This window comes from Streptomyces sp. NPDC048603 (genome assembly GCF_043199475.1).
Taxonomy (GTDB): domain Bacteria; phylum Actinomycetota; class Actinomycetes; order Streptomycetales; family Streptomycetaceae; genus Streptomyces.
Map to the genome: position 1 here is coordinate 169076 of NZ_JBICVY010000011.1, position 21233 is coordinate 190308.

General features: G+C 72.7%; 20 protein-coding genes and 1 pseudogene. 6 read left to right on the forward strand and 15 right to left on the reverse strand.

The window, feature by feature from the left end:
• Positions 1-362 precede the first annotated feature (362 nt).
• Complete coding sequence (locus tag ACGFQ9_RS27300) at positions 363-1064, reverse strand: TerB family tellurite resistance protein (protein WP_393577347.1); 702 nt, start codon at positions 1062-1064, stop codon at positions 363-365.
• A 161-nt stretch (positions 1065-1225) separates the two neighbouring features.
• Between ACGFQ9_RS27300 and ACGFQ9_RS27305 the strand changes: the two genes are divergently transcribed.
• Together ACGFQ9_RS27305 and tnpA are read left to right on the forward strand one after the other, a co-directional pair.
• Positions 1226-1984, forward strand: a complete 759-nt coding sequence (locus ACGFQ9_RS27305; protein WP_393577348.1) for an SDR family NAD(P)-dependent oxidoreductase — start codon at positions 1226-1228, stop codon at positions 1982-1984.
• Between the two features lie 241 nt (positions 1985-2225).
• On the forward strand, positions 2226-2654 hold the full coding sequence (gene tnpA / locus ACGFQ9_RS27310) for an IS200/IS605 family transposase (RefSeq protein WP_393577350.1): 429 nt from the start codon (positions 2226-2228) through the stop codon (positions 2652-2654).
• A gap of 209 nt (positions 2655-2863) precedes the next feature.
• On the opposite strand, the gene leuA is transcribed toward tnpA, so the two are convergent.
• Positions 2864-4630 carry a 2-isopropylmalate synthase gene (leuA, locus tag ACGFQ9_RS27315; protein WP_393577352.1) on the reverse strand — a complete coding sequence of 589 codons (1767 nt, stop codon included), beginning with the start codon at positions 4628-4630 and terminating at the stop codon, positions 2864-2866.
• Positions 4631-5011: 381 nt separating this feature from the next.
• Here leuA and ACGFQ9_RS27320 point away from each other — a divergent pair, with 381 nt between their 5' ends.
• Together ACGFQ9_RS27320 and ACGFQ9_RS27325 are read left to right on the forward strand one after the other, a co-directional pair.
• Positions 5012-6082: a M4 family metallopeptidase gene (locus tag ACGFQ9_RS27320; RefSeq protein ID WP_393577353.1), complete on the forward strand. Its 1071-nt coding sequence runs from the start codon at positions 5012-5014 to the stop codon at positions 6080-6082.
• 9 nt (positions 6083-6091) lie between these two features.
• The gene (locus ACGFQ9_RS27325) at positions 6092-6376 is read left to right on the forward strand and encodes a protealysin inhibitor emfourin (protein WP_393577355.1); all 285 of its coding nucleotides are present in this window, start codon (positions 6092-6094) and stop codon (positions 6374-6376) included.
• Between the two features lie 16 nt (positions 6377-6392).
• Here the strand turns inward: ACGFQ9_RS27325 and ACGFQ9_RS27330 are convergent, their stop codons facing one another.
• Entirely contained in the window at positions 6393-7196 is an 804-nt protein-coding gene (locus ACGFQ9_RS27330) for a GNAT family N-acetyltransferase (RefSeq protein ID WP_393577356.1), read from the reverse strand.
• A gap of 140 nt (positions 7197-7336) precedes the next feature.
• On the opposite strand from ACGFQ9_RS27330, the gene ACGFQ9_RS27335 reads away from it, so the two are divergent.
• On the forward strand, positions 7337-8011 hold the full coding sequence (locus tag ACGFQ9_RS27335) for a class I SAM-dependent methyltransferase (protein ID WP_393577564.1): 675 nt from the start codon (positions 7337-7339) through the stop codon (positions 8009-8011).
• Positions 8012-8117: 106 nt separating this feature from the next.
• On the opposite strand, the gene era is transcribed toward ACGFQ9_RS27335, so the two are convergent.
• From era to ACGFQ9_RS27355, 4 genes and pseudogenes are all read right to left on the reverse strand, one after another.
• Entirely contained in the window at positions 8118-9068 is a 951-nt protein-coding gene (gene era, locus ACGFQ9_RS27340; protein WP_393577566.1) for a GTPase Era, read from the reverse strand.
• A 555-nt stretch (positions 9069-9623) separates the two neighbouring features.
• Positions 9624-10160 (reverse strand): annotated as a pseudogene (locus tag ACGFQ9_RS27345) (WxL protein peptidoglycan domain-containing protein); the annotation flags it as partial.
• Positions 10157-11458, reverse strand: coding sequence for a beta-xylosidase (locus tag ACGFQ9_RS27350; protein WP_393577357.1), 1302 nt, complete (start codon positions 11456-11458; stop codon positions 10157-10159). The pseudogene ACGFQ9_RS27345 and the gene ACGFQ9_RS27350, both read right to left, overlap by 4 nt.
• Positions 11459-11523: 65 nt before the next feature.
• Entirely contained in the window at positions 11524-12570 is a 1047-nt protein-coding gene (locus ACGFQ9_RS27355) for a GlxA family transcriptional regulator (protein ID WP_393577568.1), read from the reverse strand.
• A 203-nt stretch (positions 12571-12773) separates the two neighbouring features.
• Between ACGFQ9_RS27355 and ACGFQ9_RS27360 the strand changes: the two genes are divergently transcribed.
• On the forward strand, positions 12774-14066 hold the full coding sequence (locus tag ACGFQ9_RS27360; protein WP_393577359.1) for an MFS transporter: 1293 nt from the start codon (positions 12774-12776) through the stop codon (positions 14064-14066).
• A 327-nt stretch (positions 14067-14393) separates the two neighbouring features.
• On the opposite strand, the gene ACGFQ9_RS27365 is transcribed toward ACGFQ9_RS27360, so the two are convergent.
• The 8 genes from ACGFQ9_RS27365 to ACGFQ9_RS27400 all read right to left on the reverse strand — a co-directional run bounded on the left by ACGFQ9_RS27365 (position 14394) and on the right by ACGFQ9_RS27400 (position 21168).
• Positions 14394-14747: a cytidine deaminase gene (locus ACGFQ9_RS27365; RefSeq protein ID WP_393577361.1), complete on the reverse strand. Its 354-nt coding sequence runs from the start codon at positions 14745-14747 to the stop codon at positions 14394-14396.
• A gap of 82 nt (positions 14748-14829) precedes the next feature.
• A complete protein-coding gene (locus ACGFQ9_RS27370) occupies positions 14830-15465 on the reverse strand; it encodes a hypothetical protein (RefSeq protein ID WP_393577362.1) in 636 nt (211 codons plus the stop codon).
• Between the two features lie 138 nt (positions 15466-15603).
• The gene (locus tag ACGFQ9_RS27375) at positions 15604-15960 is read right to left on the reverse strand and encodes an MmcQ/YjbR family DNA-binding protein (RefSeq protein WP_393577364.1); all 357 of its coding nucleotides are present in this window, start codon (positions 15958-15960) and stop codon (positions 15604-15606) included.
• Positions 15957-17261 carry a hemolysin family protein gene (locus ACGFQ9_RS27380; protein ID WP_393577366.1) on the reverse strand — a complete coding sequence of 435 codons (1305 nt, stop codon included), beginning with the start codon at positions 17259-17261 and terminating at the stop codon, positions 15957-15959. The genes ACGFQ9_RS27375 and ACGFQ9_RS27380 overlap by 4 nt, the downstream gene beginning before the upstream one ends.
• A complete protein-coding gene (gene ybeY, locus ACGFQ9_RS27385; RefSeq protein ID WP_393577368.1) occupies positions 17258-17755 on the reverse strand; it encodes an rRNA maturation RNase YbeY in 498 nt (165 codons plus the stop codon). The genes ACGFQ9_RS27380 and ybeY overlap by 4 nt, the downstream gene beginning before the upstream one ends.
• An 11-nt stretch (positions 17756-17766) precedes the next feature.
• Complete coding sequence (locus tag ACGFQ9_RS27390) at positions 17767-18786, reverse strand: PhoH family protein (protein WP_393577369.1); 1020 nt, start codon at positions 18784-18786, stop codon at positions 17767-17769.
• A 168-nt stretch (positions 18787-18954) separates the two neighbouring features.
• Positions 18955-20100 carry a PfkB family carbohydrate kinase gene (locus ACGFQ9_RS27395; protein ID WP_393577370.1) on the reverse strand — a complete coding sequence of 382 codons (1146 nt, stop codon included), beginning with the start codon at positions 20098-20100 and terminating at the stop codon, positions 18955-18957.
• 162 nt (positions 20101-20262) lie between these two features.
• Positions 20263-21168 (reverse strand): ribonuclease Z, encoded by a 906-nt coding sequence (locus ACGFQ9_RS27400; RefSeq protein ID WP_393577371.1) that lies wholly within the window; start codon positions 21166-21168, stop codon positions 20263-20265.
• Positions 21169-21233: the final 65 nt, after the last annotated feature.

Consider the following 21233-nt stretch of genomic DNA (forward strand, 5'->3'; position numbering starts at 1 on the left):
GCTTTCCGGCCGCACTGTCGCGAATCAGATGCCGTCTGAGCTGCGGAAACGCTCCAGACATCAGTTCGAGTCCGCAAACGGGAGCTCATACTTCCGGAGGTTCGCTTGGTTGATCACCCGACTGTGGACGACATCCTTCCGTGGATCGTACGGGCGAGTAATGGCCACCCCGAGGCCGGATCGTTATGCGGGTGGAGCGGCTTTTGCCCCGGTTCCGTACAGCGCGACGTGCAGGTTCGCCGGACCCGTCAGGGGTGAAACGCGCGTAGCGCCCTGTCGGCCGAACCGGCCTGCGGGCCGGCGGACAGGGCGCTCGGAGAAAAGGGAAGGGCGCGGAGGGGGCGCGAAGGAGTGCGCGGGGCTCAGCCGGCCGCGCGTACGGCCGCCAGAAGGCGGGAGATCTCGTCGGAGTCCAGCCTCAGCGCGGCCCCGACCGTCGACAGCACCTCGCGCTCCGCCGGCGTGTACGGGCCGTCGGCGAGGGCGATCCGGGCCCCCTGCAGGAGCAGCGACTCCCGGCCCGGCGCGGCCAGGTGCGGGGAGAGCGGTTCCAGCGCCTCGTGCAGTTCGATCGACAGGGCCGCGCCGCAGCACTCGGGCCCGTCGTAGAGGCCGGGCAGGCGCCCGGTGTCCGAGGTCAGCGTCTCCACCAGGGCCGCCAGCTGGTCCTCCGCACAGTCCTGGAAGCCCGCCGAACGTACGACGCCCGCGGCGGCCTCCAGCGCGGAGCGGGAGCCGGCTCCGCCGGCCGCGAGGACGGCCAGGGTGACCGTGTGCACCGCGTCCCGGAGCATCGCGGAGAACCGGGCGGTGGTCGGGTGGTCGAGCACGTCCGTGGCGAAGCGCTCGCGGCAGGCGGCGCACTCGACCGCGGGCCCGACCTGGCCGCGCGGCAGCAGCGGCACGCCCAGCACGGTGAAACGGCGCCGGCCGGTGCGGCGGCGGTAGTTCCGGTCCCCGCCGCAGCCGGGGCAGAAGAACTCCCCGTCGCCCACGGTGGTCCAGGTGGTTCGGATGCCCCAGAGCATCAGCTTCCGGCTGGTCCCACCCCGCACTGGCAGCACGTCCCACCTCCGTAAACCAGCGACGACGTCGCCGCGTTGGCGTGATGTTAGCCACATCGGTGAGGATCCGTCAGTCGTGTGACAGGACAACATCCCACGGCGCGCGGAGTTGGCCGATCCGCGCCCCCGTTCACCACCCCGCGCCCCCTATCCTCACCGCCGTGCACGAGAAGTCCTGTCTGGTGACCGGTGCCGCGAGCGGCATCGGCCGGGCCACCGCCCTGCTCCTGGCCCGCTCCGGCGCCCGCGTCACCGCGGCCGACATCCATACCCCCGGCCTCGCCTCCCTGCGTACGGAACTGGCCGGGGAAGGTCTCGCGGTCGAGACCGTCACCGGCGACGTGTCCGACCCCGAGGAGAACCGGGCCATGATCGCGGCCGCGGTCGCGGCCTACGGCCGGCTCGACGTGGCCGTCGCGAACGCGGGCGTGATCCCCCTTTCGGACGTCCGGGAGACCACCCCGGAGATCTGGGACCACGTGATGGCCGTCGATGGCCGCGGCATGTTCCTGACCTGCAAGTACGCCATCGAGGCGATGACCGCCCAGCAGCCGGCCGGGGGCGCGCTGGTCTGCGTGTCCTCCATCTCGGGGCTGGCCGGCCAGGCCCGGCAGGCGGCGTACGGGCCGGCCAAGTTCGTCGCCACGGGCCTGACCAGGCACCTGGCGGTGGAATGGGCGCCGCACGGCATCCGGGTCAACGCGGTGGCCCCGGGGACCATCCGTACGGAGCGGGTCCGGGCCCTGCCGGACGAGCCGGGCGGACCGGAGTACCTGGAGCAGATCACCCGTGCCCACCCCATGGGCCGCATCGGCGAGCCGGAGGAAGTGGCCCGGGTCATCGCCTTCCTGGCCTCGGACGCGGCCTCCTTCGTCACCGGTGTGGTGCTGCCCGTCGACGGCGGCTACCTCGCCCGTTGAAGTGCTCTCCTCCCTTCGCAAGCTCAGGAAGGAGATTCCCGACTACCTTGCGGTGGCGGGCTTGACGCCGCGAGTGCGCCTGACGACTGCCCTCCCGGCAGCCGGGCCCCGGTCGGAGGTGCCGTCGGGGAGGCGGGGAGGTCGGCCTCGGCAGGCGACAGCGCCAGACGGGCGCGATGCCCGAACTGTCGCTTGACCAGACCGAGTTCCGAGTTCACGCGATCACTCTATCGTTTGGTTCATGTCACCGAGGTGGAATCCCAATCCCGACGTACGCACAGGACGTCACGTCGTCTACAACCTGCACGTCCACTTGGTTTTCATCACGAAGTACCGGCGAAAGGCCATGACGGACGCCATGCTGACGCGGTGCGAGGAGATCATGCGGGAGGTGTGCGCCGACTTCGAGGCCGAGCTGGAGCAGTTCAACGGGGAGGACGACCACGTGCACCTCCTGGTGCACTACCCGCCGAAGGTCCAGCTCTCCAAGCTGGTCAACTCCCTCAAGGGCGTCTCAGCCCGGCTGCTGCGCAAGGAATACGACAGCCATGTCCGCCGGTACCTGTGGGGCGGCCACTTCTGGTCCGGCTCCTACTTCGCAGGCTCCTGCGGCGGCGCACCCCTGACCGTCGTCCGCCAGTACATCGAGAACCAGAAACGGCCCGTCTGACCGTCACCGAAGGAGACCCAGCGAGCTTCGGCGCTCCGCGCCTCCGGGCCAGGGGTGCGCTTCACCTCCGCCCTAAGGGACGGAGCACTGCGCAAGATCAGAGGTAGACGGGACCCGGCGGCGGACCGCGTGAACGGCGACGGCCCCCGCCGCTCCGGGAAGGGAGCGGCGGGGGCCGTCGTGGCCGGTCCGGTGGGCCGGCGCGGGGGTCAGCGGCCCGCGCGGTTGACGGCCGAGATGACCGCCTTCAGCGAGGCCCGGGTGGTGTTGGCGTCGATGCCGATGCCCCACAGCACGCGGCCGTCGATCGCGCACTCGATGTACGAGGCGGCCTGCGCGGACGCGCCCTCGCTCATGGTGTGCTCGGTGTAGTCCAGCAGGCGGGCGTCCACGCCGATGCTCGCCAGCGCGTCGAAGAAGGCCGAGATCGGACCGTTGCCGGTGCCGCTCAGCACGGTCTCGGCGCCGTCCACGACCGCCTCGACGGTCAGCGTGTCGGTGCCGTCCTTGTCGGTGGCCGTCGAGCCCGAGCGCAGCTGGATGCGGCCCCACGGGTTTTCCGGGTTGGGCAGGTACTCGTCCTGGAAGACGTCCCAGATCGCCTTCGGCGTGACCTCGCCGCCCTCGGTGTCGGTCTTGGCCTGGATGATCCGGGAGAACTCGATCTGCATGCGGCGCGGCAGGTCCAGCTTGTGGTCGTTCTTCAGGACGTACGCGATGCCGCCCTTGCCGGACTGCGAGTTGACCCGGATGACCGCCTCGTAGGAGCGGCCGACGTCCTTGGGGTCGATGGGCAGGTACGGCACCGCCCACTCGATGTCGTCGACGGTCTTGCCGGCGGCGGCCGCGTCCGCCTCCATGGCGTCGAAGCCCTTCTTGATCGCGTCCTGGTGCGATCCGGAGAAGGCCGTGTAGACCAGGTCGCCCGCGTAGGGGTGGCGCGGGTGGACCTCCATCTGGTTGCAGTACTCGGAGGTCCGGCGGATCTCGTCGATCTGCGAGAAGTCGATCTGCGGGTCCACGCCCTGCGAGAACAGGTTCATGCCCAGGGTGATCAGGTCGACGTTGCCGGTGCGCTCCCCCTGCCCGAACAGGCAGCCCTCGATCCGGTCGGCGCCGGCCATCAGGGCCAGCTCGGCGGCGGCGACGGCGGTGCCGCGGTCGTTGTGCGGGTGCACGGAGATGCAGACGTGCTCGCGACGGGTCAGGTTGCGGGCCATCCACTCGAAGCGGTCCGCGTGCGTGGACGGGGTGGAGCGCTCGACGGTGGCCGGCAGGTTCAGGATGATCTCGCGGCCGGGGCCGGGCTGCCAGACGTCACAGACCGCCTCGCAGACCTCCAGGGCGAAGTCCAGCTCGGTGTCGGTGAAGATCTCGGGGCTGTACTGGTAGCCGAAGACCGTGTCGTCGCCCAGGATCTTCTCGGCGTACTCCATGACCAGGCGGGTGCCGTCGACGGCGATCTGCTTGATCTGCTCCTTGGAGCCGCGGAAGACGACCCGGCGGAAGGTCGGGGCGGTCGCGTTGTACATGTGCACGGTGGCGCGCTTGGCGCCGCGCAGCGACTCGACGGTCCGCTCGATCAGGTCCTCGCGGGCCTGGGTCAGCACGCTGATGGTGACGTCGTCCGGGATCGCGCCCTCTTCGATGATGGCGCGCACGAAGGCGAAGTCGGTCTCGCCGGAGGACGGGAAGCCGACCTCGATCTCCTTGTAGCCCATGCGTACCAGCAGGTCGAACATCTCGCGCTTGCGGGCGGGGGTCATCGGGTCGATCAGCGACTGGTTGCCGTCGCGCAGGTCGGTGGACAGCCAGCGGGGAGCCTTGGTGATGCGGGCGTTCGGCCAGGTCCGGTCGGGGATGTCCACCTGCTCGTACGCGCCGTACTTGTGGATCGGCATCCCGGAGGACTTCTGGGTGTGGGTCGCGTTGGTGATGGGCGTGGGGCGACCGGCGTAGCTGTGCTGCTGGCTCATGGCGTAGGGCTCCTCGCGTGTCCGCGTGTAGTTCGCTGGAACGGCCGACAGGTCGTGCCTCAAGGTGCTGAGGACGGCGCAACACCGAACTCCGCGGGGAGGGGGTCGGCCTACGACTACAGGCCCTCGCCGCGGCAGCTAAGAAGAAGCAGCCCGAAACGCATGATGATCCGCAGCCTAACGGAGACCGCGACGGGGGCGCGTTGCCGTTTCAGTATGCAAGACCCCATGGTCCGATTTGCACCCCTTTGTGACGCCTGACTCCACTCCGGGCGAGAAGTCCGTTCAATCCGTCAACGGGACGCGATCGCTTTCAGACAACCGAATGAATCATGGTCACGGGTAGTGACACCGGCATGACCCACTGCCACATTGCCGGGCATGGATGCCAACCGTCACCCCGTCTTCTGCACGATCGTGCCGCCGCACCTGCTCGACCGGATCGTGCTGTCCGAGAACGTCCGGCGCGCCGACATCGCGCAGCGCACCCTCGAACACGACTCCCTGCAGCGCGCCCGGCGCCGGATCACCACCGCGCGCGGGGTCGTCCCCACGCTGGCCGCCGCGGCCCCCGACCGGCCGGAGCGCACGATCTACGACGCCCAGCACCGGACCCGGCTGCCCGGGACCAAGGTGCGCGCCGAGGGGTCCGAGCCCGGGCAGGACGCGACCGTGAACCGCGCGTACGCGGGGCTGGGCGCCACCTTCGAGCTGTTCCTGCAGGCGTTCGGGCGGCACTCCATCGATGACGCGGGGCTGCCCCTGGACGCCACCGTCCACTACGGGCAGGAGTACAACAACGCGTTCTGGGACGGCCGGCAGATGGTCTTCGGCGACGGGGACGGCGACCTGTTCCTCGACTTCACCGTTTCGGTCGACATCATCGGGCACGAGCTCGCGCACGGGGTCACCCAGTACACGGCCAATCTGGAGTACTACAAGCAGGCCGGCGCGCTGAACGAGTCGATGTCGGACGTGTTCGGCTCACTGATCAAGCAGTACACCCTGGACCAGTCGGCGGACCAGGCGGACTGGCTGATCGGCGCCGGGCTGCTCGGGCCGGACGTCAGCGGCGTCGCGCTGCGTTCGATGAAGGCGCCGGGCACCGCGTACGACGACGACGAGCTGGGCAAGGACCCGCAGCCGGCCACCATGGACGACTACGTGCAGACCAGCCGGGACAACGGCGGGGTGCACATCAACTCGGGCATCCCCAACCACGCCTTCTACCTGCTGGCGACCGCGCTCGGCGGCAAGGCCTGGGAGCGGGCCGGCCGGATCTGGTACGACACGCTGACCGGCGGCGAGCTGGCGGTCGACGCGAAGTTCACCGACTTCGCGTCGCTGACGGTGGCGGCGGCGGGGGCCCGGTTCGGGGACGGCGGCGAGGAGCACGAGGCGGTGCTCAAGGCGTGGTCCCAAGTGGGTGTGGAGACCGACCGGACACGGTAGACAGGATCCATGCGGATCGAGGTGCACCGGACAGGCGGTTTCGCGGGGATCGAGCGGCGGGCCGAGGTGGACACGGAGGGGCGGCCGGACGCGGACGTGTGGCAGGCGCTCGCCGAGCGTGCGCTCGCCCCGCTGCATCCGGCGGCCCCGGTGCCGTCCACCGGGCACCGGGGCGTGCCTGACGGGTTCAGCTACGTCATCACGGTCGACGGCCGTACGGTCCGGTGCGCCGACCCGCACCTGACGGACGCGCAGCGCGAGCTGATCACCCGGGTGCTGAAGGAAGGCGCCTGAGCGGACCCCGGGCCGGTCATTCGGCGGCCGGCTCCGCGATCATGGCTGTGCCGACGCGGCGGAACCCGGCGCGGCCGTAGATCCGCGCCACGTCCTCGTCGCCCGCTGACAGGAAGACCAGGCCCGCGCCGCGCTCCCGGGCGTCGGTGACCAGGGCCGCGGTCACGGCCAGCGCGAGGCCCTGGCGCCGTGCGGCGGGCAGCGTGCCGACGCCCACGATCTCGGCCACCCCGTCGACCGGGTTGTACATGCCGGAGCAGAGCACGATCCCGTCCCGTACGGCCGCCGCCATGGCGGACCGGCCCGAGCTGATCTTGGTGGAAACCATCGCGGCCCGGCCGGCCGTCGACGGGTCCGCCAGTGCCGTCGCGAGCTCGGCCGGGCCGGCCTCGCCCAGCGCCGTGCCGGGGGCGGCGAAGGCCAGCGCCGGCACCGTCACGGCCGCCCGCAGCAGCGGGTCGGTGGCGTCCAGCAGCCGTACTTCCGGGTGCGGGGGCAGGGCCTCGGCGCCCGGGTCGAGCACCATCAGCGGGTGCGCGTGCACGTGCAGTCCGGCGGCCCGCGCCGCCGCCTCCAGCGAGGGGGTGGTCTCCGCCACCCACTCGAACGCCTCCGGCACGTCCAGCTCCCGCTGGCGTTCCCGCGCCCGCAGGACGTCGTCCGCGGTCACGGTGTCGCCGCCGAGGGCGGGCCGGGCGTAGTACGGCCAGCCGCTCCCCTCCTGCACGAACAGCGTCAGCGGGCCGAGGTCCTCGGTGCGGGCGCCGCCCGTGCGGGGAACGGTGTCGTAGTAGCGCTCAAGATCATTGAGAATCGTCACCGGGTCATCCAAGCAAGCGGGCCCCGCCACGGCACGTCCTTTTGGCGCCGCGTTTGCCGAAACGGCAAGGATGTTTGGCCTGGTCCGGAGGGCGGGCGGAGCATCGGATGCGTACCCGCCCAGCGAACCGGAGGCAGCCGATGGCCGGACACCCGCACACCCAGCCGCACACCCACGAGCACGGCACGCACGGGGCGCACGCCTCGGAGGAGGAGTTCTGGGACTCCCGCTACCGCGAGAGCGACCGGATCTGGAGCGGCAATCCCAATTCCGTTCTGGTCCGGGAGGCCGAGGGGCTGTCCCCCGGCCGGGCCCTGGACCTCGGCTGCGGCGAGGGCGGCGACGCCGTGTGGCTGGCCCGGCAGGGCTGGCGGGTCACCGGCACCGACATCTCGGCGGTGGCCCTGGAGCGCGCGGCCGAGCACGCGGCCGGCGCGGCGGTGGCCGACCGGATCGTCTTTGAACGCCACGACCTCGGGGAGTCCTTCCCCGGGGGCGAGTTCGACCTGGTGTCCGCCTGCTTCCTGCACAGTCCGGGCGACATGCCCCGCGAGCGGATCCTGCGGACCGCCGCGGCAGCCGTCGCCCCGGGCGGCGTCCTGCTGGTGGCCGGTCACGGCGGCGCGGCGCCCGGGACCGAGAACCCGCACCCTGACCTGCACTTCCCCACCCCCCAGGAGGTGCTGGCGGATCTGGAGCTGCCGGACGGGGGCTGGGAGGTGCTGGTCTGCGCGGAGCACGAGCGGGTGGGCGCCGAGGCCGACCGGCCGGGGCACGGCTACGACAACACGCTCAAGGTCCGCCGCCTGGCCTGACCGGGGCCGGCCGGGCCCGGGGAAGATCAGCCGGGCCCAGCTGGAGTCAGCGGGGCCCGGCTGAGGTCAGCAGGGCCCGGCAGAGGTCAGCAGGGCCCGGCGGAGGTCAGAAGCCGAGCTTGCGCAGCTGCTTGGGGTCGCGCTGCCAGTCCTTGGCGACCTTCACGTGGAGGTCCAGGAAGACCGGCGTGCCGAGCAGCGCCTCGATGTGCTTGCGCGACTTCATGCCGACCTCCTTCAGGCGCGAGCCCTTGGGGCCGATGATGATGCCCTTCTGGCTGGGCCGCTCGATGTAGACGTTCGCGTGGATGTCCAGCAGCGGGCGGTCCTTCGGCCGGTTCTCGCGCGGCAGCATCTCCTCGACCACCACCGCGATGGAGTGCGGCAGCTCGTCCCGTACGCCCTCCAGCGCGGCCTCCCGGATCAGCTCCGCGACCATCACCATCTCGGGCTCGTCGGTGAGGTCGCCCTCCGGGTAGAGCGGCGGGCTCTCCGGCAGCATGGGGGCGATCAGGTCCGCGAGCAGCTGCACCTGCTTGTCGCCGACGGCCGAGACGGGCACGATCTCGGCCCACTCGATGCCGAGCTCGGCGCCCAGCTTCTGGATGGCGATCAGCTGTTCGGCCAGCGCCTTGGAGTCGACCAGGTCGGTCTTGGTCACGATGGCGATCTTGGGGGTCTTCTTGATCCCCGCGAGCTCCTTCGCGATGAACTTGTCGCCCGGGCCGAGCTTCTGGTCGGCGGGCAGGCAGAAGCCGATGACGTCGACCTCGGCCCAGGTGGTCCGCACGACGTCGTTGAGCCGCTCGCCCAGCAGCGTGCGCGGCTTGTGCAGGCCGGGCGTGTCGACGAGGACGAGCTGGGCGTCGGGGCGGTGCACGATGCCGCGGACGGTGTGCCGGGTGGTCTGCGGCCGGTTGGAGGTGATCGCTACCTTCGTGCCCACCAGTGCGTTGGTCAGGGTCGACTTGCCCGCGTTGGGGCGGCCGACGAAGCAGGCGAAACCCGCACGGTGCGGGGCGGTGGGCTCGGGGGAACGATCGCTCATACGGGCCATTCTCCCCGATGCCGCCGCCCGCGCCGACCAGACGGCGGCCACCCGGCCCGCCAGGCCGGTGCCCGGGCCGAGAGCAGGGCCGAGCGCGGGCCCGAGAGCGAGCAGCAGGAGCAGCCCGGCGAGGCCGGACACCAGGTGGGGGTGGACGGCGTGGGCGGCGGTCGCCGTCCCCTCCGTGCCTGCGGCTTCGGCCCGGACCGTCACCTCGGTCCGGTCCAGGGCCGGCGGGCCGGTCCACGGTTCGCTCATCCGGACCCGCTGCCCGGGCAGCAGTTCGGTGGACGGGCCGCCGGCCGGGCGTCGCAGCAGCGGCCGGCCCAGGAGGCCGCTGGCGGTGACCGTGATCCGCGGGCGGAGGGTGACGTTGCCGAGGTTGTGGAGGGTGTACGTGATCTCCGCCCGGCCGGCCCGGTCCCGTACGGCGAGGTCCTCCACGGCCAGGGCGGGTGCGGTGGGCCCGGTGACCCGGAGGTACACGCGGGCGGCGACGGCCTGCAGCACGCCGATGCCCTGCGCCGTGCCGCGCGCGGTCTCCTCCCGGGCCACGACCGCACCGGGGTGGTCGCCGGGTTCGGCCCGGTCGGGGACCTCCACGGTGAAGGGGACGTCGAGGGTGCTGCGGGGCGGCAGTGTGACCCGGTCCCGGCCGAGCCGGGTCCAGGCCCCGGTGGCCCGGCGCGGCTCCTCCGGGCCGCGTACGGCGAAGCCCCCGTCGCGCGCGGTGTTGTGGGCGTCGGCGGCGTAGAGGTGGAGGGTCAGCGGCCGGTCGGTCCGGTTGGTGAGGGTGACGGTGTCGGTGACGGTCCCGCCGGGGGCGGTCGCGAGGTAGAAGTAGGAGCGCAGTCCGGCCCGGCCGGCGGCGGGCAGTACGGCCCACTGGCCGTTGTCCGCGGCGAGTGCCCGACCGGCGGGGCCGAGGAGCAGGGCGGCCAGCGCTGCCAGCACCGCGAGCCCTGCCCGGGCGGCCCTGTGGACGGCTGCCGCCCGGCGCGTCCGCCGCGGCGGACGCCCTCGGGCCGACCGCCGGGCCGGCCACCGGCTCGGCTGCCGCCTCGGCCACGGGCTCGGCCGCCCGGTCGGCCGCCGGGTCACGACAGGGTCAGGGTCAGGGTGGCCGTGTACGCGCCGGGCGCCGCGTACGGCGGCACCTGGAGGGTGACCCCGGCGTCCACCGTGAAGGTGCCGCCGACCGCCTCGGCGTCGGGGGCGGAGGCGAGGACGGCCCCGTCCGGTCCGACCGTGCCGGGGCTGCCCGGGGCACAGCTGACGGTGCTGCCGGGAGCGGTGGCGCAGGACGGGGTCCAGCTGAGGGAGGCGCCGGGGATGCGGTGCCCGCCGGGTCCGGAGAAGTCGGTGACCTTGCCGACCAGGGACCAGCCAGCCGGGCCGCCGCGGGCGTCCTTGACGGTGACGGTGCCGATCTTCCCGGCCGCGCCGCCGCCCTCGCCGTACGGGACGGCACCCAGCGCGATGTCCTCGCCCGACTGGGTCATCGACAGGGCGCCCGGTTCGACGGTGGCGGTGATCCGCCGGTTCGCCGACGGCACCGGAACGGGTTCGAGGACGGAGTAGGCGGCCGGCCCCGAGCCCTTGGCCGCCGTCCAGGCGGGGCCCTCGTACGCGACCACGGCGGTGGTCGCCTTGTCCTTCACCGCCAGCTCGACGGCGAGGAAGCCGCGGTCGTCGGCGGTGGCGGTGGCCCGGTCGGCGGTCCGTGCGGTGCCGGCCCGGCCGGCGACGGTGACGGCGGCGCCGGGGGTGAAGCCGCCCGCGGTCGCCTTCACCCGGTCGCCCGGTCCGCCGCGGGGCGCGTCGAGGGCGACGTACCGCAGGTTGGCGGTGGGTGCCGGGGCCGCGGTCAGGCGGGCGGGGACGGGGACGGGGCCGGCGGGGGTGCAGGTGGTGTCGCCGAGGGAGTAGCCGGCCGGTGTGAGGGTGGTCTCGCCGGGCACGGTGACGGTGAAGGTGCCGGTCATCAGGAAGGTGCCGAGTGTCCCGCCGGGCTGGACCGGGTCGTTGCGCCGGATGCCGGTGACCGTGACCCGGCCGGTCTGCGCGCCGCCCAGGTCGAGCGTTCCGGCGGGGGTGAGCACGTCGGCGGGCAGGCCGGTGGGCAGCGGGTTCACGGCCGGGGTGCGGGTGACCCGGTAGGTGACGGTGACGGTGTCGCCGACCCGCGGCGCGGGGTTGTCCACGGCGACCACGGCGGTGGTGGGGCCGTCGGCGGGCGGCTGTCCGGCCTCCTGCGGAGGCAGGCACTGGGTGGGGAACGCGACCTGGCCGGGCGGCGGTCCGGCGGGGCCGTCGGCCGCGGCCGCACCCATGGCCCCGCTCGCGGCGGCGAGGACGGCCATCCCCGTGGCCGCTCCCGCCCAGGTCCGTCTGCGCATTGCCCCACCCCCCGGTCCCGCCCGTGCGCCTGTGGGCGCCATTCACGGGCGGGCGGCCGCAGAAGTCAATGCGCGGCTCCCCCATCAACTGATGGCCCATCAGCTGATGGGATGTTGGGGGCCGCCGCGGCGCGGAAGGTGCGCCGGTAGGCGGTCGGGCTCACCCCGAGCACCGCCTGCAGGTGCTTGCGGAGCGACTGGGCGGTGCCGAAGCCGGTCTCCCGGGCCACCTGGTCCATCGACAGCCCGGTCGTCTCCAGCAGGTGCCGGGCCCGGTCGACGCGCTGATGAACGATCCACTGCCCGGGACTGACCCCGGCCTCCTCGCGGAACCGGCGGGTGAAGGTCCGTACGGACATCGACTCCTGGCGGGCCATGTCCACCAGCCGCAGCGGTTCGTGCAGCCGGTCCAGGGCCCAGGCGCGGGCCGCGGTGGTGCCGGCCACCTCCGGCCGGGGCACCGGCCGCTCGATGAACTGCGCCTGGCCGCCGTCCCGGTGGGGCGGTACGACGGTCCGCCGGGCCACCTCGTTGGCGACGGCGGCGCCGTGGTCCCGGCGCACGATGTGCAGGCAGAGGTCGATGCCGGCGGCCACCCCGGCGGAGGTGAGTACGTCGCCGTCGTCGGTGTAGAGCACGCCGGGGTCCACCCGGACCCCGGGGAAGAGCCGCTGGAAGTGCTCGGCCGAGGCCCAGTGGGTGGTGGCGCGGCGGCCGTCGAGGAAGCCGGCGGCGGCCAGGACGTAGCCGCCCGTGCAGATGGACACGAGCCGGGTGCCGGGGCGGACGTGCGCCAGCGCGGCGGCCAGTTCGGGGGTGAGCCGGCCCTCGCTGTGGACCGGCCCGAGCTCGTACGAGGCGGGCACCACCACGGTGTCGGCGGTGGCCAGCAGCTCCGGGCCGTGCTCGACGGCGACGGCGAAGTCGGCGTCGGTCTGCACCGGGCCCGGAGCCAGTCCGCAGGTGAGGATCTCGTAGAGGGGCCGACCGGCGGCGTCCTTGGCCCGCCCGAAGATCCGGTGCGGGATCCCCAGCTCGAAGGGCAGCAGTCCGGCCAGCGCGAAGACCACCACCCGGTGCGGTTGCGGCTGCCCGGCGGGGCCGAGCCGCATACCGACCTGCCCGGCGGGCGTCGGATTGCCGGTGTGGCCCGACTCCGCCGACGCGGGGCCGGCCGACTCCTGCGCCGGGGCGTCAGCCCTTCTTCCGGGCCTCGGCGCGGCAGCGCCGGTCGTTTTCGGCATGGCCCGATCGTACCGAACGCTGGCATTCAGGCCACTGGAGCGGTGAGTCGGCCGCCCCGAAGCTGGGGCACGTGACTCAGACAGCCCCGACATCCGCTCCCCCCTCCGCGCCGGCAGGCAGATGGCACCGTGCCTGGTCCGTCGCCGCCGTGGCCTTCGTGACGATCATCGGCGCGGCGGGTTTCGCCTCGCTCCCCGGTCTGCTGATCGAGCCGCTGCACACGGAATTCGACTGGTCGCGGGGCACCATCGGCTTCGCCATCTCGGTGAATCTGGCGCTGTACGGGCTGACCGCGCCGTTCGCCGCCGCCCTGATGGACCGCTTCGGCATCCGCCGGGTGGTGGCCTGCGCGCTGATCGTGATCGCGGCCGGTTCGCTGGCCACGGTGTGGATGACGGCGGCCTGGCAGCTGGTGCTGTTCTGGGGCGTGCTCGTGGGGCTGGGCAGCGGCTCGATGGCGCTGGCGTTCGCGGCGACCGTCACCAACCGCTGGTTCACCGCCCGGCGCGGACTGGTCACCGGCATCCTGACCGCGGCCGGCGCCTCCGGCCAGCTGGTGTTCCTGCCGCTGCTGTCCTGGCTGGTGACCGAGCACGGCTGGCGGCCCGCCGCGGTGACGGTGGCGCTGACCGCGCTCGCCGTGGTGCCCTTCGTCTGGCTGCTGCTGCGCGACCACCCGGCGGACCTGGGGCTGGCACCGTACGGCGGGGAGTACGCGGCGAGGCCCGATCCGGTGCCGGGGGCGGCGCGGCGGGCGGTGACGGTGCTCCTCAAGGCGGCCCGGACCGGACCGTTCTGGTTGCTGGCGGGCACCTTCGCGATCTGCGGGGCCTCCACGAACGGCCTGGTCAAGACCCACTTCGTGCCCGCCGCCCACGACCACGGGATGCCGGTGACGGCGGCCGCCGGGCTGCTCGCGGTGATCGGGGTCTTCGACGTGGTCGGCACGGTGGCCTCCGGCTGGTTCACCGACCGGTTCGACGCGCGCCGTCTGCTGGCGGTGTACTACGCGCTGCGCGGGATCTCGCTGCTCTTCCTGCCGATGCTGCTGGCGCCGGCCGTGCACCCGCCGATGGTCTTCTTCATCGTCTTCTACGGCCTGGACTGGGTGGCCACCGTGCCGCCGACGATCGCGCTGTGCCGCGAGCAGTACGGGGAGGACAGCGCGATCGTGTTCGGCTGGGTACTGGCCTCGCACCAGGTGGGCGCGGCCCTGGTGGCCTTCCTGGGCGGGGTGGCCCGGGACGTGTTCGGCTCGTACGACGTGGTCTGGTACGCGTCGGGCGCGCTGTGCGCGATGGCTGCGCTGATGGCGATGGTCATCCGGCGCCGGCCTGCGGCTGCGCCGGGCTCGGCGATGTAGCTCTTGGCTCCGGCCACGCCGGGAGCGGGCCCCGGCCCGTGTCCGGGCAGGGCTCCGGCCCGCGTGGGAGCGGGGCTCCGGCCCGACCGGGGATCACGGGTGGGTCGGCGCGGTGAGCGGGCTCCGGCGGGGCGGGGTGCGGATGCCGGGCGGGGTGTCCCGGTGTGCCCACCTCCCCCAGACTCCGTCCGGGGGGACCCCCACCCCCAAGCTCTCGGCTTCGCTCGAGCAGGGGGCACCCCCATCGCCCTGCGGGACGCCTGCCCACACCGGGTGGGACGCCTGCCCACACCGGGCGGGCCGGGACGGTCGGTCACGCCGGGGCGGTCAGCCCGCCTTCGTCGTGGACTTCAGGGTGCCGTCGGGGGCGGCGAGGAGGACCGGGGTGTCCGGGCCGCCCAGGTCGCGGACGGCGGCGCGGTCGGCGTCCGCGGGGGCGTCGGCGGCGCTGACCACGGCCGCGGCCTCCAGCGACTGCGCACCACTGGCCACGGCCATGGCGACGGCCGTCTGGAGGGCGCTGAGCTTGAGCGAGTCGAGGTCCACGGTGCCCGCCACGTAGGTGCGGCCCGTCTCGTCCCGGACCGCCGCGCCCTCGGGCACCCCGTTGCGGGCGCGGGCGCTGCGCGCCAGCGTGATGATCTTGCTGTCCTCGGGGTCGAGCGCTGTGGTGTCGGTCATGGTCGAAAGCATAAGGAGCGCCGCGGCGGGGCCGCGCAACGACCTCCCCCAGACTCCGTCGGGGGGAGTCCGGCTCCGCCGTTCACTGCGACTGCTCGACCCGCCCCGTCAGCTTCTCCGCGACCAGGCCGGTGAACTGCCGGAATTCCTTCGCGTCCGGCGGTACGTCGACGGACTCCCTGCGGGACGTGGCGATCAGACCGCCCCGGCGGACGAGCACCACGTGCGTGTACATCGAGATGTCGTCGAGGACGGTCTCCGCGGAGAATCCGTAGCTGCCGTCACCCGCAGAGGCCGCCGTGAGCGGGCGGGCGTGCACCGGCAACGCCGGTTCCGCGCCGCCGTCTGCCTCCCCGGTGACGGAGAACGCGGCGCAGGCGCCCACGGCGCTCTCGACGTCCTTCAGGAACCCGGCCGCGTCCGCCTCGCCGAGTTCGAACACGGTCGTCTCGTAGGACGTCCCGCCGGCGTTCTCCATCCTCGCTCCCGCAAAACCCCGCTCGGCCCGCGCGGGCCGGCCCGCGTCCACCAGGTCCACCAGCACCTGGCAGTCCGGCCTGTCGGCCGAGTCGGAGGCGCTCTGCACCGGTGAAGTGCTCGGGCTCCAGCCTTCGGGCAGGTCCGCCTCGGCGAGGACCGCCTTCGCGGGGGTCAGCGGCGCCGCCGAGGCGTTCCCGGAGCCGCCGCCGTCGCACGAGGTGAGGAGTATCGACGTCATCAGGGCGGCTGTCGCCACACGGGCGGTACGGACGGACACGGGTACTCCGGGGATGTCGCGTGGCGTGCGGGGTCGCGACAGCATAGGCGCCCCGGCGGGGTGGCGAAACGTCCCCGCCGAGGCTTTCCGCCCGGCGCCCTACGGCCGGTCCAGCCGCAGCCGTTCCGCGCGCGGCAGGCCGGCGACCACCAGGTCGTAGGAGTCCTCGATCAGCTCGCGGACCATCCGGTCCGGCAGGCTGCCGTCCACGGTCACCGTGTTCCAGTGCCGCTTGTTGAGGTGCCAGCCGGGTGCGACGGCCTCGTGCTCGGCGCGCAGCCGGACCGCCTCCTCCGGATCGCACTTCAGGCTGACCTTCAGCGGCTCCCCATCCAGCTGGGACAGCGCGAACATCTTGCCGAGGACCTTGAAGACCGAGGTCTCGGGGTTGAAGGGGAACTCCTCCGCCGCCGCGTTGAGTCCGAGGCAGAAGGCGCGCAGCTCCGCCGGTGTCATCCCGCCGTCTCCTCCTCGTCGGCCGGCGCCGGGACCGGCTCCGTCAGCACCGTGACGATCTTGTTCCGGCGGCCCGCCGGGGACTCCGCGGTCAGCCGCAGGGAGCGGCCGTCGGGCAGCTCCACCAGCGCCGTCGCACCGGCGATAGGCACCCGGCCCAGTGCCTTCGCCAGCAGGCCGCCGACGGTCTCCACGTCCTCGTCGTCGAAGGCCTCGATGCCGAAGAGCTCGCCGAGGTCGGTGATGTCCAGCCGCGCCGTCACCCGGTAGCGGTCCCCGCCCAGCTCCTCCACGGGCGGGAGCTCGCGGTCGTACTCGTCGGTGATCTCCCCGACGATCTCCTCGAGGATGTCCTCGATGGTGACGATGCCCGCGGTGCCGCCGTACTCGTCGATGACGACGGCGACGTGGTTGCGGATCTGCTGCATCTCCCGCAGCAGGTCACCGGCGTTCTTGGTGTCGGGCACGAACGTCGCCGGGCGCATCGCCGTGGACACCGGGTCGGACTCGGCGTCCCGGTTGATGTGGGTCTTCCGGACGAGGTCCTTCAGGTACACGATCCCGACGATGTCGTCCTCGTTCTCGCCGGTGACCGGGATCCGCGAGAAGCCCGACCGCAGGGCGAGGGTGGTCGCCTGCCGGATCGTCTTGAAGCGCTCGATGACGACCAGGTCGGTGCGCGGCACCATCACCTCGCGGACCAGGGTGTCGCCGAGTTCGAAGACCTGGTGCACCATGCGGCGCTCCTCGTCCTCGATCAGCGACTCCTTCTCCGCCAGGTCCACCATCGCGCGCAGCTCGGCCTCCGAAGCGAAGGGTCCCTTCCGGAAGCCCTTGCCGGGGGTGAGCGCGTTGCCGAGGAGGATCAGCAGCTGCGGGACCGGCCCCATGATTCGGGCCAGCGGGACCAGGACGTAGGCGGCCGCGGTCGCGGTGTTCAGCGGGTGCTGGCGGCCGATGGTCCGGGGCGAGACGCCCACCGCCACGTACGACACCAGCACCATCACTGCGATCGCGACGAGCAGCGCCGTCCAGTTCTCGCCGAAGTGGTCCAGGCAGACGTAGGTGACGAGCACACCGGCCGCCATCTCGCAGGTGACCCGGACCAGCAGCGCCACGTTGACGTACCGGGTGGGGTCGGCGGCGACCTGTGCCAGCTTGGCGCTGCCGCGCCGGCCCTCCCGTACGGCCTGTTCGGCGCGGAAGCTGGAGACGCGGGCGATGCCCGCCTCGGCGCAGGCCGCCAGCCAGGCGACCATGACCAGCAGGACCGCCCCCGTGATCAGCTGGCCGGGAGTCACGAGACGGTCGGAGCCGGCGAGGGGCCGGTCAGGCCGTGCTCGGCCCGCCAGCCGTCCACGATGGCCGCCTGGAGGCCGAACATCTCGGCCTTCTCGTCGGGCTCCTCGTGGTCGTAGCCCAGCAGGTGCAGCACCCCGTGGACGGTGAGCAGCTGGAGCTCCTCGTCCATGGAGTGCCGCGTCGGGGCGTCCTCGCCCTGCTTCTTGGCGACCTCGGGGCAGAGCACGATGTCGCCGAGGAGCCCCTGCGGGGGCTCCTCGTCGTCCTTGGCCGGCGGCCGGAGCTCGTCCATCGGGAAGGACATGACGTCCGTCGGTCCGGGCAGGTCCATCCACTGGATGTGGAGCTGCTCCATCGCGTCCGCGTCAATGACGATCACGGAGAGCTCGGAGAGCGGGTGGATCCGCATCCGGGTGAGCGCGTAGCGGGCGATGTCGAGGATCGCCTGCTCGTCGACCTCGGTTCCGGACTCGTTGTTGACGTCGATCGACATGTGCTGTTCGGCTACTTCCCGTTTCGGATGTCGTACTGCTCGTACGCGTCGACGATACGGCCGACGAGCTTGTGCCGGACGACATCCTGGGAGGTGAGCAGCGAGAAGTGCACGTCCGGTACGCCCTCCAGGATGTCCCGGACCTGGCGGAGGCCGGACTTGGTGCCTCCGGGAAGGTCGACCTGGGTGATGTCACCCGTGACGACGATCTTGGAGTCGAAGCCGAGCCGGGTGAGGAACATCTTCATCTGCTCGGGGTTCGTGTTCTGCGCCTCGTCGAGGATGATGAACGCGTCGTTGAGCGTCCTGCCCCGCATGTAGGCGAGCGGGGCGACCTCGATGGTGCCCGCCGCCATGAGACGCGGAATGGAATCCGGGTCGAGCATGTCGTGCAGCGCGTCGTACAGCGGGCGCAGGTACGGGTCGATCTTCTCGTAGAGCGTGCCGGGCAGGAAGCCGAGCCGCTCGCCCGCCTCGACGGCGGGCCGGGTCAGGATGATCCGGCTGATCTGCTTGGACTGCAGGGCCTGGACCGCCTTGGCCATGGCGAGGTAGGTCTTGCCGGTACCGGCGGGGCCGATGCCGAAGACGATCGTGTGCTTGTCGATCGCGTCGACGTACCGCTTCTGGTTGAGGGTCTTGGGGCGGATGGTGCGGCCGCGGTTGGAGAGGATGTTCTGGGTGAGCACCTCTGCGGGCGTCTCCTGCGGGCCGCCGCCGTTCTCGCCGGCCTGGAGCATCGCGATCGACCGTTCCACTGCGTCCTCCGTCATCGGCTGCCCGGTGCGGAGCACCAGCATCATCTGGTCGAACACGCGCTGGATCAGAGCGACGTCCTTGGCGTCGCCGACCGCGCTGATCTCGTTTCCCCGGACGTGGATGTCCGCCTGCGGAAAGGCGTTCTCGATCACGCGCAGGAGCGAGTCTCCCGAGCCGAGCACCGTGACCATCGGGTGCTTGGCCGGAACGCTGAATTCGGCGCGTGCCTGCCCCGGCAGGAGCGGGGTCCGGTCTGTGGGTGTCTGCGTCATGGGCCGGCCCTGTGGCCTGCACATACCTCCCGTTGCGGGGTCTCGCCAGTCGACGACCTCTGGAGTACCAAGGGTACGACGCGCCCGGGCGTTGCCCGAGAGGTTTTCCCGGGCCCCCCGCCCGGCCCCCGCCCGGCCCGCCCCGGTCCCGGCCGCGTGCCCGCCCCGCTACGCCGAGTGCCGGAAGCCGATCGTGGGCACCGCCCGCCGGCGCACCGAAGCCCCTGCCGGGACCGCGGGTACGCCGTCGGCCCGCCCGGGCAGCTCCTCGCCGAGCAGGTCCTCGAGGAAGGCGTACCGGGCGGGGTGCTCCGGCGAGGACCGCCACCAGTGGGCGACCTCCTCCCAGCCCGGGGCGGACAGCGAGCCGCCGAACTCCTGCACCGAGAGGGCGGCGGTCAGGCCGGCGAAGGCCAGCCGGTCGGCGAGCGGCCAGCCGGCCAGGGTCCCGGTGACGAAGCCGGCCACGTACACGTCCCCGGCGCCCGTCGGGTCGAGGGCGTCGACGGTGATGCCCGGCATCTCCGCCGTCTCCCCGGTACGGCCGTCCACCGCGTACGAGCCCTCCGCGCCCAGCGTGACCACGGCGATCGGCACCCGCTCGGCCAGCGCCCGGGCGGCCGCGCGCGGACAGCCGGTCCGGGTGTAGCGCATGGCCTCCCCGGCGTTCGGCAGGAACGCCTCGCAGTGCTCCAGGTCCACCAGGGCGTCCAGGTCCCAGACGCCGCTCTCGTCCCAGCCGACATCGGCGAAGACCCGGGCCCCGCCGCGGGCGGCCTCGGCGATCCACCCCTCGCGGCGGCCGGGGACCAGCGAGGCCACCGCGGCGCGGGCACGGGGCGGGCCGTCGGGGACGGCGCCGGGGCCGTCCGGCGGAGGGGCCTCGTGCCCGTGGGAGACCATCGTGCGCTCGCCCTCGTAGGCCATGGAGACGGTGACGGGGCTGTGCCAGCCGGGGACGGTCCGGGACATCGACAGGTCGATGCCCTCGCCCTGTTCGAGGGCGTCCCGGCAGTACTCGCCGTAGTGGTCGTCGCCGAACGCGGCTGCCAGCGAGGTGCGCAGACCGAGGCGGGCCAGGGCGGTGGCCATGTTGGCCACGCCGCCGGGGCTGGATCCCATGCCGCGCGCCCAGGACTCCGTACCGATCACCGGGGCGGAGTCCAGGCCGGTGAAGATGATGTCGAGGAAGACGGTGCCGGTGAGGAAGACGTCGCAGTCCGGGTCCTGTGGCGTGCGCAGCGCACCGAGTGGGTCCAGCGAGGCCGCGCGCGGGACTGCGTGTGAACCGTTCCTGCTCGTCCGACCCGTCACTTCGGCTCCCCCTTCTCGGTGGAAAGCTGTCAGCCATGCCCGCCCGGCGGCTGTGCAAACCCAGTGTGTCCCACGTCACTCGGGACATGCCCGCCCCGCCCGCCCCTGACGCGTCGGAAGCGCGGTCCGGCCTGCCCGCCGGCCGGCAGGGACCGCGGCCTGTCAGCCCCGTTTGGGGAAGGGGACGTGCATGAGGTCGGCGGCGACGGTGAGGTCCGCTTCGAAGCCGGCCCGGCGGGCCTGGCGCTCGAATTCGGAGGGGTCACCGTAGCGCTGCGAGAAATGGGTGAGCACCAGGTGCCGGACGCCTGCGTCGACGGCGATCCGGGCGGCCTGGCCGGCCGTCAGGTGGCCGTGCTCGACGGCCAGGTGCTCGTCCTCGTCCAGGAAGGTGGACTCGATCACCAGCACGTCGCAGTCCCGGGCGAGCTCGGCGGCGCCGGGGCACACCCGGGTGTCCATCACGAAGGCGAAGCTCTGGCCGCGCCGGTGCTCGCTGACCTGCTCCAGGGTGACGCCGTTCAGCTCGCCCTCGCGCTGGATGCGGCCGACGTCCGGGCCCGTGATCCCGTGCCGGGCGAGCAGTTCGGGCAGCATCCGCCGGCCGTCGGGCTCGGTGAGCCGGTAGCCGAAGGACTCCACCGGGTGGGACAGTCTGCGGGCCTCCAGCACGTAGGAGGGCCCGGTCGCGAGGACGCCGTCCCCGGTCACCGGTTCCTCGTCCAGCAGGACGGTCTCGCGGTACGCGGTGGCGTACCGCAGCCGGTCGAAGAACTTCTGGCCGGAGGCCGGGTAGTGCGCCGCGACCGGGTGCGGGACCCGGTCGAGGTTGATCCGCTGGATCACCCCGGCGAGGCCGAGGCTGTGGTCGCCGTGGAAGTGCGTGACGCAGATCCGGTTGATGTCGTGCGCGGCCACGCCGGCCCGGAGCATCTGACGCTGGGTGCCCTCGCCGGGGTCGAAGAGGATGCCCTCGCCGTCCCAGCGCAGCAGGTAGCCGTTGTGGTTGCGGTGACGCGTGGGCACCTGGCTGGCGGTGCCGAGGACGACGAATTCACGTGCGGACATGCCTGATTCCTACGCCGGTTCCGGTACTGCGGCCATTCTTTTACTGCGCCGGTCCGTTGCTGCGG